Origin of the sequence: Streptomyces sp. MA5143a (genome assembly GCF_900290235.1) — a bacterium.
In the GTDB taxonomy this organism is placed as follows: Bacteria; Actinomycetota; Actinomycetes; order Streptomycetales; family Streptomycetaceae; genus Streptomyces.
In genome coordinates, this window is sequence record NZ_OLMK01000009.1 from 13,190 (window position 1) to 26,757 (window position 13,568).

Genomic DNA, 13,568 nt, shown 5'->3' on the forward strand with positions numbered 1-13,568 from the left:
CCATGGCACGGCACGCACGCGTGCTCGGCGGTGTCGCCGCCCTCCTCGTGGGTCTGTCCGGCTGTGTCGACTCGTCAACCTGCGCCGGGGTCGAGGTGGTGTCCCAGGTCGGCGTGTACGTCGTACAGGACGGCTACGGCGATCTCACGGGCGCCACCTACGAGTTGTGCACGCGCGGCAAGTGCGCCAAGGGCGAGTTGCAGCAGCAGGGCATCTCAAACCTGACCGTCGGGCTGCCAGACGACGTCGACCCCGACACCGCCCCGGTCCGTCTCCGCGTCACCCGCACGGGTGCGGCCAAGCCCTTCATCGACGACTCTGTCGAGGCCAAGCTCGTCCATCAGTCCGACGGCTGCGGCGGCGGTGGCTACTCGCAAGCGCTGGCGTACACCAAGGAGGACGGGCTGCTGCCGAACGTCCCGAAGGCGATCGGGAAGGCCTGGGTCCAACAGCGGAAGGCCGAGGCCACCGCAGATCCCAGCCCCACGGCATCTCCCTGATTCTCCACACCCCCGTGCCCGGCCCCTCCTCAGAGCGGCCGGGCACGGCCTTGTGTCGGGGTTTCAGGTAGGCAAGGCGCTCAGCGGCCGGTCTCGATGCGCTGGATGACGATGCCGCGGGCGCAACGGCAGCTCATGCCGCAGTACCCTGACGACTTCTCTGCTCGCTGCCGAGAATGCGGCCCGCAGGGGCTGCCCGACAGCAGGTGGAGCCGGTCACATCCACCAAGTCGATCACCACGACGTTCGGTTACGACGCGGAGGGCAACCGCACGCGTTTGCCCGGGCCTCCGTCCACTCAGTGAACCGGCGGAAGGCCGTCACACCCGACAGCCCGAAGCCTGGGGGCAGTTGTTCCAGGTACAGCCTGAGGTGGCCACGAAGATGATGGCAGCCAGCACCTCGCGGTCCCCTCGCCGCCGGCGACCTCCACCCTGCGGGCGAATCGGCGCCGGCGGGACCAACCCGAGGGTCTGTACGGTGAGTGGGTCTGTTCCGTAGTCGGTGGTGACGGTGAGTACTCGCCTGTGATCATTGAGCGTGCATGATGCGAACACGCTTGTGGGAACGGTGTTTTCGGGGTTGTCGGCGTTGGTCATCGAGGATGTGGCGGACGGTGGCGAGATAGACCGGGTTTCGGCTCGGACCCGGGATGTTCCAGTTCCCTGTCCGGTGTGCGGGGTGGTGACGGGGAGGGTCCACGGGTATCACGGCCGGACGGTGCGGGATGTGCCGGTCGACGGTCGGCAGGTCGTGGTCCGGGTGAGGATACGACGGCTGGTCTGTCCGGCCTTGGGCTGCAGACGGCAGACCTTCCGAGAGCAGGTCCCCGGGCTCCTGGAGCGCCATCAGCGTCGCACCACACGGCTGACCGGCCAGCTCTCCGAGCTGGTCAGGGAGTTATGCGGCCGGGCGTCCGCCCGACTCGCCCGATCCCTGGCGGTGCCCGTGTCGTACGCCTCCGCCCTGGGGCGCCGGCACAGCTACGCCACGATCATCATCAACGCCGAGACCGGCGAGGGAATCGAGGTACTGCCCGGCCGCGCCCCGGAGACCGATCGGGAAAGGAAGAGGTTCCCGCTCATTCTGACCACGATGTACGGCAACGCCCTCCGGGCGAACATCTTCAACGTCGAGGTGTGGAAGCCCGCCCTGGCAGCGGTAGGTGTCATCCCCATGCGAAGCAAGGTCAAACGCTGGAAGGCGTCCCGCAAGGACGGCTTTCATGTCCTGCGGCACACGTATGCCTCGATCATCCTCGAAGCGGGCGAGTCCGTTGTCACCCTGGCACGCTGGCTCGGCCACTCGAGCCCAACCATCACCCTGGACTGCTACGCCCACTTCATGCCCGAGGCTGGTGGTAAGGGCCGTAGCGCCATCGACGCCCTGTTGAGCCGACCTTCCGAGGCCGCTGTGGCTGCATAGCAGGAACGATTCCTCGGAGTCCGCGAGAAGGAGGGGCGCAGCATCGCTGCGCCCCTCCTTGGCATTCTGCGACCCGCTGAAAATCTTACCCTGAGTGATGATCGATGCTCCCGGTAACTGGGGTCGCGGGAAGGTGAAATCGAGGCTGGCGCTCCCAATGGGGGAGGGGAGCGGCGACGCGGAGCGCGTTCGATTCTCCCCAGATTCTCCCCAGCGCCCTCAGAGCCGTTTGAGCGTCCACGATCGGGGGTCTCCGGCCTGTGGAGTGGCCCCTCGCTCAGTGGTTACTCAGAGCCAATCTCGCCGCTTGAAGACGACGTACAAACTGGCACAAACAACCGCCATAAGGGCGATCGAAAGAGGGTATCCGAATACCCAGTGCAACTCCGGCATGTGCTCGAAGTTCATCCCGTAGACCGTGCCGACCAGCGTCGGAGCGAAGAGGATCGCCGCCCAGGAGGAGATCTTCTTGATCTCCTCGTTCTGTTCGAAGCCCGCCTCCGCCAGGGCCCGCATCTCCGCGTTCTGCTGCTGGGTCACCAGCGTCGCGTTCACTGTGAGGATGTCCGTGAGGGCCTGGCGGAAGCCGTCGACGCGTTCGCTGGTGTGGGTGACGTGGTCGGCGACGTCGCGGAGGTAGCTCTGGAGTTCGTCGTCCGTCTCGTACTTGGTGAAACCGGCCATGAGGCCGTGCAGCATCCCGACCAGGGGGCGGGTGGCCCGCTGGAACTCGACGACCTCGCGGGAGAGTTCGTAGATGCGGCGGGACACCTCCGGATCGCCCCGGAACACCTCGGTCTCGATCTCGTCGATGTCGTTCTGCACACCGGCGACGACCGGCACATAGTCGTCCACCACCGCGTCGAGGATGGCGTACAGCACCGCCTCAGGGCCCAGCCTCAGCAGTTCCGGTGTCTCCTCCATGCGGCGGCGCACCGCCGACAGGTCCGGCGCCGCGCCATGGCGGACCGTGATGACGAAGTCCGGGCCCACGAACACGTGCAGCTCACCGAAGTCGACCTCCTCCGGCGCGTCGAGATAGCGGGCCGCCCGCAGCACCACGAACAGGGTGTCGCCGTAGCGCTCCAGCTTGGGGCGCTGATGGGCCTCCATCGCGTCCTCGACGGCGAGCGGATGGAGGTCGAACTCCGTTGCCAATGACAGCAGTTCACCCTCGGTGGGGCGGGCCAGCCCGATCCACGCCATGCCCGACGGGGCCTCCCGCAGCGCGCGGTAGGTCTCGGCGAGCGACGCGGGCGCGGCGACCCGTACGCCGTCCTCGTACAGGACCGCCTGCACGACACTGGCCGCCCGGTCCGCCCGGTCCTCCCGCTCCGACTCCGCCGGCCCGGGACGGGGCGTCGGCGGTCGGCCCGCCGGCGGTGCGGGTGGGGTCAGCGCGCGGCGCCAGACCGACCCCCTCGCGCTCTTCGAGGCTGGGCGGGCACGTCGTTCGGCCATCGGTTCGCCTCCGGAGTCGCACATCCGTCTGGGTGATCTTCGAGCAGGATATCCGGGGCAAACCGTGGCACGGGCCCCCAGGAGGTCCGATCCCGTCGGGCGTCGCGGACAGAAGCTGTCCGCAAGGGCCGTTAGCGTCTTCCTCATGACGAAGAAGGCGACCTCGACGGCCCCCCTGCTCGGCGCCCGCGCCCTCAACCGCGCCACCCTCGCCCGGCAACTGCTGCTGCGCCGCACGCCCGTGGCCGAGTTGCCGGTGAGTGGTGCCGTCGAGCATCTGCTCGGGCTCCAGGCACAGAACGTCAAACCGCCGTACTACGCCCTCGCCGCCCGCCTGGACGGCTTCGCACCCGAGCAGTTGTCGACGCTGATGGCGGAGCGCGCCGTCGTCCGGATCGTCACCATGCGGTCCACCATCCACACCCACACCGCCGAGGACTGCCTCACCCTGCGGCCCCTCGTGCAGCCCGCCCGCGAACGGGAACTACAGCTGTTCCGCAAGGGCCTCGTCGGCGTCGACCTCGACCGGCTCGCCACCCTCGCCCGGGAGTTGGTGGAGGACGAGCCGCGCACCCTCAAGCAGCTGCGCGAGGCCCTGCTCGTCGAGTGGCCCGACGCCGACCCGCTCGCCCTCGGCATCGCCGCCCGCTGCCGACTGCCGCTGGTGCAGGTCACCCCGCGCGGGCTGTGGGGCAGGAGCGGCCAGGTCGCGCTGACCACCGCCGAGCACTGGCTGGGCCGCTCCGCCGCATCCGCCCCGGCGCCCGAGACCGTCGTACGCCGCTATCTCGCCGCCTTCGGGCCCGCCTCCGTCAAGGACATGCAGACCTGGGCCGGGCTGACCCGGCTGCGCGAGGCGTTCGAGCGGCTGCGCCCGGAGCTGGTCACCTTCCGCGACGAGAACGGCGTCGAGCTCTTCGACCTCCCCGACGCGCCCCGCCCCGACCCGGAGACCCCCGCGCCGCCCCGCCTGCTCCCCGAGTTCGACAACCTGCTCCTCTCCCACGCCGACCGCTCCCGCGTCGTACCGCCGGACCTGAAGGGCCGCAGCTGGCAGGGCAATCAGGCGTACCGGACCTTCCTCGTCGACGGGTTCCTGGCGGGGATCTGGAGGTTCGACGGGCCCGCCGTCGTCCTGGAGCCGTTCGTTCGCCTCACCGCGCGGCAGCGGGGGGAACTCGTGGAGGAGGCCGAGCGCACCCTCAGGACCCTGCCCGGCGGAGGCGACGACGACGCCGGCGGCCCGTACGACATCCGCTTCGGCACCGTCGCGAACTGACGCGGCCGGGACGTGGAGAGGGGGCGCTGCGAACCGCTCGTGGCAGGTTCGCAACGCCCCCTGGTATCACCTGAGGATGTGCCTCAGGAGCTCGCGGGCCGGCCTTCCCTCGCTATGAGTTGATCTGCGCGGCCACCGTGTTGGAGAAGGTGGTCAGCCGGGTGTAGATACCGGGGTACTGCGCGTCGGCGCAGCCGTTGCCCCAGGAAGTAATACCTGCCAGGACGCCCCCGATGATCAGGGGACCGCCGCTGTCGCCCTGGCAGGTGTCCACGCCGCCGGACGTGAAGCCGGCGCACACCATGTCGCTCGCGATGAACGAGGAGCCGTAGGAACTGGAGCTGCCACAGACCGAGTTGGCCACGGTCGGCACGGTCGCGGTGCGCAGCTGGTTGGAGGAGGAGCCGCCCGAGGAGGTGGTGCCCCAGCCGAGGATGCGGGCGGTGGTGCCGGCCGCGTAGACGCCGGTCTGCGACGAGGTGACGTACGAGACCGGGGTGTACGGCATCGATGACGACAGCGTCAGCACGGCGACGTCCTTGCCCGACTCGGCGGAGGAGTAGCTGGGGTGTATCCAGATGCGGCTGACCGTCCGGACGGTGCCGTCCGTGCCGTTGCGGAACGTACGGCCGCCGACGACACGGGTGTTGGAGGTCGTTCTGCCCACCAGACAGTGAGCGGCGGTGATCACCTTGGTGGGCGACACGAGCGTGCCACCGCAGAACTGGCTCTGCGAGGCGTTCGTGATCTGCATGACGTACGGGTACGCGCTCGCGGTGGTGGTCGTACCGCCGACGATGGGCTGGGGAGCGGCGACGGCGCCGGGGGCGGCCAGCAGAGCGGCCGCGGAGGCCGCGGCGGTCGCCGCCGCGGCGACGATCGTCTTCCTGGCACGGTTGAACCCGAACATGGTTCTCCTCATGGGGGGAGGGAGCTGCCGGTGGGGGACGCGCGGGTGGGGTGGTGCACAGGGGCCCTGCGGGTACCGCCCCCGCTCGGGGGAGCCGAGCGGGGGCGGTGGGCCGTTCTGTGTGCCCTGGCGTGCGGCACGGCGTAAACGTATGACCGCTTGTGAACGCCCCCCAATGGGGGATCCCCCTAAGGGAGTTGGGGAGGGAAAACCCTCGATGACCCGGGGCGTGGTGTGAGCCTAGGCTGGAGCCGGAAGGGCTTCGGACCAGGGCGGGCCGGACCGGCCCGGCCCGGGCAGGGTCGCGTCAGGGGCGACGTGGAGCCTTCGCACACGGGTCCCCGGGAGGGGTCGTACACCGGTCCCGGGGAGGTCAGTTCGTACGGTGTCCCGCCGCCAGTCGCACGATGTCCACACGCGACCGGATCCCCAGCTTCCGGTAGACGCGCGTGAGCGTCGCCTCGACCGTCTTCACGCTGATGTACAGCTTCCCGGCGATCTCCCGGTTGGTGGCGCCCTCCATCACCAGCTCGGCGACCTGCCGTTCCGTCGCCGCGAGCCCGGCGAGGGCGTCCAGCGCCGACGGGGCGATCGCGGGCTGCGGCACGGGCGCCGGGGCGGCCGAGAGCTGCTCGACCTGACGCAGCCACGGCAGGGCACGGCAGCGGCGGAACAGCCGGGACGCCTCGTCGTACGCGGCCGGACCGGGCACGGGGGCCACCCCTGGGCGCGGAGCGACACCGAGCGCCTGGGGCATGGCACGCAGACACGCCAGGGCGTACGCGGCCCGCGCCTCCTCCAGCCCGCAGCCCAGCCCGGCCAGCCGGTCCTGAGCCGACGTCAACTGCCGTACTGCGGCGTCGTGTTCACCGCGCGCCGCACGGACGAGGGCCTCGGCCCGGTCGAGGACCGCGAGGATGCTCTCGCGGCCCAGACGCATCGCCCGCTGCCGGGTGACGTCGATGACGTCCTGCGCCTCGGCGATCTCCCCGACCCGCACCAGCGCCTCGGCGAGATCGGCCTGCCAGCGCCCGCGCGCCGGGTCGGTGACCCCCAGCCCCTCCTCCAACTCCCGTACCCGGCGCAGCGACTGCACGGTGCCCGCCGCGTCCCCGGACACCAACTGGGCGTGGCCGAGGGCGCCCAGGGCGCGCGAGAGATACATCAGGTCGCCGTCCTGCTCGGCGTGCTCGGCGGCCTCCCGGGCCAGCGCCCGCGCCCGCTCCACATCGCCGCCGGCGGCCTCGGCGAGCGAGGTGAGCATGGCGGAGGCGCCCTCGCCTATGCCGGAGTCGCGGGCGAGCCCGTACCCCTCACGGGCGAGGTCGAGGGCCCGGCCGCAGTGTCCGGTGCGCAGTTCGATCTCGGCGAGGAAGCGCACGTAGTGCACCTCGCTCTCGACCATGCCGCGGCGCCGCACCTCGCGCAGCAGCGCGGTGGCCGTGGCCCGGGCGTCGCCGAACTGGTCGCTCATCATCAGCCAGCGGAAGCGGGTCGCGCCCGCCCCGTTGTGGTGACAGGCCAGCTGCGGGTCCTGCGGCTCCTTCAGCGCCTTCTTGATCGTCGCGGGCGCGTCCGGGTGCCCCATCAACGTCTCGACCTGCGCCTGGTGGGCGAGCGCGAGCAGCTCGGTACGGCGGTCCCCGGCCCGCGCGGCCAGTTCCGCGGAGCGCGCGGCCTCCTCGCGGCCCGCCGCGAAGTCGCCGTCGATGACCAGCGCCCGCCAGGCCAGCTGGTAGTGGACCAGGGCGAGCAGCCGGGGGTCGTCGCCCGCGTCGGCGAGGGCCTGCGGGTACACGGCGTCGACCTCGGCGATCGACTGGCCGGCCGCCTCGATCACCACCATCCAGGCGCGGACGCGTTCGGCGGGCTCGGTGGCCCGGCTCAGCACCTCGCGGGCGATGTCCCGGGCGAGGTCGTTCTCGCCGGCGGTCAGCGCGTCCTCGGCGGCCTGGAGCCTGCGCTCGTCCGGCGAGGGCGCCGTGTCGCCCGGGGTGTGCCGGGCCGCGAGCAGACCCAGCTCGGCGGCGACCGAGGGCGCGCCCCGGTCCCGGGCCACCGCGGCGGCCTCCCCGAGCCGGGCGGCGACCTGCGGATCGGCGCCCGTCGTGGCCAGCGCCAGATGCCGGGCCCGCTCGATGGGGTCGACGGCGGCCGTGGACAGCGCGGCATGGGCTGCCCGCCGCTCCTGGGCGGTGGCCTCCGCGTACAGGGCGGCCGACACCAGGGGGTGAGCGAAGCGCACGCCGGGACTCTCCCGCTCCGGTGCCAGCAGGCCCAGCTCGACGGCCCGCGCGGTCTCCGCCTCGGCGTTCTCCCGTCCGGCGGCGCGCAGCAGGGCCAGGGTGGGCCGGGCACCGGCGCTGGCGACGAGCAGGGTGCGGCGGGCCTCCGCCGGGAGCATGTCCAGCCGGTTCAGCACGAGGGTCCGCAGCGAGGTCGGCACCGGCAGCGGCTCACCCGGGCGGGGCGGGGTGGGGCTGTCGGCGAGGGCGCGGCCCAGCTCCAGCGCGAACAGGGGGTTGCCGCCGCTGGTGCGGTGGATGTCCCGCACGGTGGAGCGGGGCAGACCGGTGTAGCCGCGGTTCTCCAGCAGCTCGGCGACGTGCGCCCGGGACAGCGGGTTGACCCTGAGGGCCAGGGTGTCCGACGGGGACGCGCGTAGATACCTGTCCTGCTCGTGGCCATGGGGGTCCGTCGAGGTGCGGACGGCGCACAGCATGCGGATCGGCATCTCGCCGAGGCGGCGGGCGGCGAACCCGAGCAGCTCGACACTGGCCGGATCCAGCCACTGGAGGTCGTCCGCGACGATCAGAACGGGGCCCTTGGCGGCCAGGGCGCGCAGGGTCGACAGGACGGCGAGACGCAGGGCCAGGCCGTCACGCTGGAGCGTGGACTCGCCCCGTCCGGTGAGTGCCGATTCCAGGGCGGTGCGCTGGGGGGCGGGCAGCTGGTCGGAGACCTCGTCGACGACGAGACCCAGCAGATCGGTCAGGGCGAGGAACGGAAGGTGCGACTCGGACTCGGTCGCCGAGCACCGCAGGACCGTGCGGGCCGTCGTGTCGTATTCAGCGGCCAGCGCGCGCAGGACGGTCGATTTGCCGATACCGGCCGAGCCGTGCACGAGGACGCTGCCGCCACGCGTGAGCTGCTCCCGCGCCGCGGTGAACAGCTCCTCCCTGCCTATGACCAGGTCGGGGCGGGGTCTCCCAGGCTCCTTGAAGTCCCGATGCACGGGCCACCGCTCCCCTCTGTGTCGTGTCCGGGCCAATATTAGGCAACCAGTCCTTGAATTTCGGAACGCAGCGTGGTGAGGGAAATAACAGGAAGGGTACGGCATAAGGAATTTCACACGCCCGAAACATGAATCCCGAACCACCGCCAGGTCGTCCCTCACCGCCCCGCGCGACCCGTACGAACCGGCCATGATCGACCCGGCTCGGCCCCGCGAGGGCCGACAGCGGCCTCCGTCCGCCCGTGAGGGCCGACGGCGGACGCCGCTCCACCACCATCCTCCCTCCGGCCCGGCACGTAGGGCGTCGTGGGGCAGACGGGAGTTTGACGACCGTCCCTAGGGCAGCAGCCCCGCTCGGCGGGCCGCCACCACCGCCTCCAGGCGGGTGTGGGCCTCCAGCTTGCGCATGGCGGAGCGGAGGTAGCCCTTGACCGTCTCGGGGCGCAGGCCGAGGCGGTCGGCGGTGGTGGCGTTGGTCGCGCCGAGCGCCACACAGGACAGGACGTCCAGCTCACGGGGGGTGAGCGTGACCCGCGGCCCGGCGGGCGGGGCGGGCGCGTCGGGGCCGGGGGTGTCCGTGGCGGCGGCACCCGCGAGTCGGCCGCACACCTGGAGGAGCTCCCGCCGGAGCTCCGGGTCGTCGATGCGCGGGACCAGCGCCCGCAGCGCCACATGCGCCTCGCGGACCTCCTCCCACGCCCCCGGTGACCCGTCCTCCGGCGGTCGTGCCGCCGCCAGCAGGTTCCGGGCCTCGTCCCGCACCACCAGGGCCTGCTCCATGTCCCGCGCGGCCTCCATCGCCGCCCCGACCGTGCGGTCGCCCAGCGGCTGCGGCGCGCGCAGGGCGCCGTACAGCACCCCCCGCACCCGGCGCCGTACGACGATGGGCACGGCGAGGACCGAGCGGATGCCCTCTGCGGCGACGGCGGCGTCGTACTCGTGGCTGATCTGCCGGGACGCGGAGTAGTCGGTCACCCAGCAGGGGCGGGCCAGCGCCACCGTCTTGCCGCCCAGCCCGTTCCCGGAGCGCACGGACAGCCCGCTGAGCGAGGTCGTCCGGTTGCCCTGGAGTTCGCTGATGCGCAGTTGCCCGGGACCGGGCTCGACCAGTCCGGCGAAGGCCAGCGGCAGCCCGGTGACCAGCCGTAAGCGGTTCAGCGCGCCGCGCATGTCCGTCGAACCGGATGAAGCAGGATCGACGGGACCGAAGGAATCCACTGCCACGAACTCGCCCTTTCCGCGCGGCGCACCCCCGTTCGGGGGTAGTGAGACGCGTATCACGCATTACACGATGTCAGGCGACGGTCCGGCAATGAGGAGGACACATGTCGGCGAGGACGAGCGCCACGGAGGAGTTCCGGGCGGCCAGGGACTTCCTGCTGGCCCACCGGGAGGACTACACCACGGCCTGCAAGGGCTTCACGTGGCCGCGCCCCGACTTCTTCAACTGGGCACTCGACTGGTTCGACGAGATCGCACGCGGGAACGACCGCACGGCGCTGCACATCGTCGAGGAGGACGGCACCGAGACCCGGCTGACCTTCGCCGAGATGTCCGAGCGCTCCTCCCGCGTCGCCAACTGGCTGCGCGCCCAGGGCGTACGGGCCGACCACCGGGTCCTCGTCATGCTGGGCAACCAGGCGGAGCTGTGGGAGACCGCCCTCGCGGCGATGAAGCTGCGCGCCGTCGTCATCCCCGCCACCCCGCTGCTCGGCCCCGCCGACCTGCGCGACCGCGTCGAACGGGGCCGGGTCCGGCATGTGATCGCGCGGGCCGAGGACGCCGCCAAGTTCGACGAGGTGCCCGGCCGCTACACCCGGGTCGCCGTCGGCGGCACCGCGGACGGCTGGCGCCCCTACGAGGACGCCTACGCGGCCCCCGCCGACTTCACGCCGGACGGCGAGACCAACGCCTCCGACCCGCTGATGCTGTACTTCACCTCGGGCACCACCGCCCGGCCGAAACTGGTCGAGCACACCCATGTGTCGTACCCCGTGGGCCACTTGGCGACGATGTACTGGATCGGCCTGAAGCCCGGGGACGTCCACCTCAACATCTCCTCGCCCGGCTGGGCCAAGCACGCCTGGTCCAACCTGTTCGCCCCGTGGAACGCGGAGGCGACCGTCTTCATCCACAACTACACCCGCTTCGACCCTGCCCGGCTGCTGTCGGAGATGGAACGCGCGGGCGTCACCAGCTTCTGCGCCCCGCCGACGGTGTGGCGGATGCTGATCCAGGCCGACCTGACCCAGCTGCGCACCCCGCCCCGCGAGGTCGTCGCGGCGGGCGAGCCGCTCAACCCCGAGGTCATCGAGCAGGTGCGGCGCGCCTGGGGCATCACCATCCGGGACGGCTTCGGGCAGACGGAGACCGCCGTGCAGGTCTCCAACAGCCCCGGCCAGGAGCTGAAGACCGGCTCGATGGGCCGGCCCAGCCCCGGTTTCCAGGTCGTCCTCCTCGACCCCGTCACGGGCGCCCCCGACGTCGACGAGGGCGAGATCGCGCTCGACCTGTCCAACCGGCCCGTGGGCGTGATGACCGGCTACCACGGCGACCCCGACCGCACCGCGGAGGCCATGGCCGGCGGCTACTACCGCACCGGCGACATCGGCTCCCGCGACGTGGACGGCTACATCACCTACGTGGGCCGCGCCGACGACGTGTTCAAGGCGAGCGACTACAAGATCAGCCCGTTCGAGCTGGAGAGCGCCCTCCTGGAGCACGAGGCGGTCGCGGAGGCGGCCGTCGTGCCCGCGCCGGACGAGCTGCGGCTCGCCGTGCCGAAGGCGTACATCGTGCTGGCGGCGGGCTGGGAGCCGGGCCCGGACACCGCGAAGGTCCTCTTCGAGCACTCCCGGACCGTCCTCGCGCCGTACAAGCGGGTCCGCCGGCTGGAGTTCGCCGATCTGCCGAAGACCGTGTCGGGCAAGATCCGCCGGATCGAGCTGCGCGAGGCCACCGCCGGGGGCTCGGACGCCGAGTACCGCGAGGAGGACTTCCGGTGAGTGGCAGCGGCGGGCCCACGGGAGCGTCGTACGCGCACGGGACGAGCGGCACGGCCCTGCTCGGCGACACCATCGGCGCCAACCTCGACCGCGCGGTGGCCGCCTGGCCGGACCGCGAGGTCCTCGTCGACGTGCCGTCCGGGCGGCGCTGGACCTACGCCCGGTTCGCGGCGGACGTCGACCGGCTGGCGTACGCGCTGGTCGCGAGCGGGATCACCAAGGGCGACCGGGTGGGCATCTGGGCGGTCAACTGCCCGGAGTGGGTGCTCGTCCAGTACGCCACCGCGCGCATAGGCGCGATCATGGTGAACATCAACCCGGCCTACCGCACCCATGAGGTCGAGTACGTCCTCAACCAGGCCGGTGTCTCGCTGCTGTTCGCCTCGCTCAGCCACAAGTCGAGCGACTACCGGGCGATGGTGGAGCAGGTGCGCGGGAACTGCCCGCGACTGAGGGAGACCGTGTACATCGGTGACCCGAGCTGGGACGCGCTGATCGCGCGCGGGACCCCCGTCCCGTTCGAGGAGCTGTCCTGCGACGACCCGATCAACATCCAGTACACGTCGGGCACCACGGGCTTCCCCAAGGGGGCGACCCTCTCCCACCACAACATCCTCAACAACGGCTACTTCGTGGGCGAGTCGATCGCCTACACCGAGCAGGACCGGGTGTGCGTCCCCGTCCCCTTCTACCACTGCTTCGGCATGGTCATGGGGAACCTGGCGGCCACCTCGCACGGCGCCTGCGTCGTCATCCCGGCCCCGTCCTTCGACCCGGGGGCCACCCTGGAGGCCGTCCAGCAGGAGCGCTGCACCTCCCTGTACGGCGTGCCGACGATGTTCATCGCGGAGCTGAACCTCCCCGACTTCGCGTCGTACGACCTGTCGTCCCTGCGCACCGGCATCATGGCGGGCTCGCCCTGCCCGGTGGAGGTGATGAAGCGGGTCGTCGCCGACATGCACATGGCCGAGGTGTCCATCTGCTACGGCATGACGGAGACCTCGCCCGTCTCCACCCAGACCCGGCGCGACGACGACCTGGAGCACCGCACCGGCACCGTCGGCCGCGTCCTCCCGCACATCGAGGTGAAGATCGTCGACCCGGCCACCGGGGTCACCCGACCGCGGGGCACCGCGGGGGAGCTGTGCACCCGCGGCTACAGCGTGATGCTCGGCTACTGGGAGGAGCCCGAGAAGACCGCCGAGGCCGTCGACGCCGGCCGGTGGATGCACACCGGGGACCTCGCGGTGATGCGTGAGGACGGGTACGTCGAGATCGTCGGCCGGATCAAGGACATGATCATCCGGGGCGGCGAGAACATCTACCCGCGGGAGATCGAGGAGTTCCTGTACGGCCACCCGGGGATCGCCGACGTACAGGTGGTCGGCGTGCCGCACGAGCGGTACGGCGAGGAGGTCCTCGCCTGTGTCATCCCGCGCGACCCCGCGCGGCCGCTCACGCTGGAGGAGCTGCGCGCCTTCTGCGACGGGCAGTTGGCGCACTACAAGATCCCGAGCGCGCTGCGCATCCTGGACGCGTTCCCGATGACGGTGTCGGGGAAGGTCCGCAAGATCGAACTGCGGGAGCGGTACGCGGCCGGATAGGCGGCCTCCCGAGCCCGAAGCCCGAAGCCCGAAGCCCGAAGCCCGAGCCCGAGCAACGAGCAACGAGCAACGAGCCCGAGCCCCCGCCGGTCGTGCGCGGGGGCCCTCATGCGGCCTGCGGGGCGCCCCCGAGTGCCGCACCGTTCGTG

The 13,568-nt window shown here is 71.5% G+C and carries 8 protein-coding genes and 2 pseudogenes; 5 read left to right on the forward strand and 5 right to left on the reverse strand.

Features of this window, described 5'->3' with window-relative positions; translation table 11 throughout:
• Positions 1–2 precede the first annotated feature (2 nt).
• Positions 3–500, forward strand: a complete 498-nt coding sequence (locus tag SMA5143A_RS02695; protein WP_107461209.1) for a hypothetical protein — start codon at positions 3–5, stop codon at positions 498–500.
• 282 nt (positions 501–782) lie between these two features.
• Here the strand turns inward: SMA5143A_RS02695 and SMA5143A_RS02700 are convergent.
• Positions 783–964 (reverse strand): annotated as a pseudogene (locus SMA5143A_RS02700) (transposase); the annotation flags it as partial.
• A gap of 76 nt (positions 965–1,040) precedes the next feature.
• On the opposite strand from SMA5143A_RS02700, the pseudogene SMA5143A_RS42850 reads away from it, so the two are divergent.
• A pseudogene (locus SMA5143A_RS42850) lies at positions 1,041–1,544 on the forward strand (transposase family protein); the annotation flags it as partial.
• Positions 1,545–2,213: 669 nt separating this feature from the next.
• Here SMA5143A_RS42850 and SMA5143A_RS02710 read toward each other — a convergent pair.
• On the reverse strand, positions 2,214–3,386 hold the full coding sequence (locus tag SMA5143A_RS02710) for a magnesium and cobalt transport protein CorA (RefSeq protein WP_107461210.1): 1,173 nt from the start codon (positions 3,384–3,386) through the stop codon (positions 2,214–2,216).
• A gap of 145 nt (positions 3,387–3,531) precedes the next feature.
• Here SMA5143A_RS02710 and SMA5143A_RS02715 point away from each other — a divergent pair, with 145 nt between their 5' ends.
• Positions 3,532–4,665: a winged helix DNA-binding domain-containing protein gene (locus SMA5143A_RS02715; protein ID WP_107461211.1), complete on the forward strand. Its 1,134-nt coding sequence runs from the start codon at positions 3,532–3,534 to the stop codon at positions 4,663–4,665.
• A 112-nt stretch (positions 4,666–4,777) separates the two neighbouring features.
• On the opposite strand, the gene SMA5143A_RS02720 is transcribed toward SMA5143A_RS02715, so the two are convergent.
• From SMA5143A_RS02720 to SMA5143A_RS02730, 3 genes are all read right to left on the reverse strand, one after another.
• Positions 4,778–5,575, reverse strand: coding sequence for a S1 family peptidase (locus SMA5143A_RS02720; protein WP_107461212.1), 798 nt, complete (start codon positions 5,573–5,575; stop codon positions 4,778–4,780).
• Between the two features lie 373 nt (positions 5,576–5,948).
• Positions 5,949–8,810, reverse strand: a complete 2,862-nt coding sequence (locus SMA5143A_RS02725; RefSeq protein WP_107461213.1) for a helix-turn-helix transcriptional regulator — start codon at positions 8,808–8,810, stop codon at positions 5,949–5,951.
• Between the two features lie 336 nt (positions 8,811–9,146).
• Entirely contained in the window at positions 9,147–9,980 is an 834-nt protein-coding gene (locus SMA5143A_RS02730) for a LuxR C-terminal-related transcriptional regulator (protein ID WP_107461214.1), read from the reverse strand.
• 155 nt (positions 9,981–10,135) lie between these two features.
• Here SMA5143A_RS02730 and SMA5143A_RS02735 point away from each other — a divergent pair, with 155 nt between their 5' ends.
• The gene (locus tag SMA5143A_RS02735) at positions 10,136–11,815 is read left to right on the forward strand and encodes an AMP-binding protein (protein ID WP_107461215.1); all 1,680 of its coding nucleotides are present in this window, start codon (positions 10,136–10,138) and stop codon (positions 11,813–11,815) included.
• Positions 11,812–13,419, forward strand: a complete 1,608-nt coding sequence (locus SMA5143A_RS02740) for an AMP-binding protein (RefSeq protein WP_107461216.1) — start codon at positions 11,812–11,814, stop codon at positions 13,417–13,419. The genes SMA5143A_RS02735 and SMA5143A_RS02740 overlap by 4 nt, the downstream gene beginning before the upstream one ends.
• Positions 13,420–13,568: the final 149 nt, after the last annotated feature.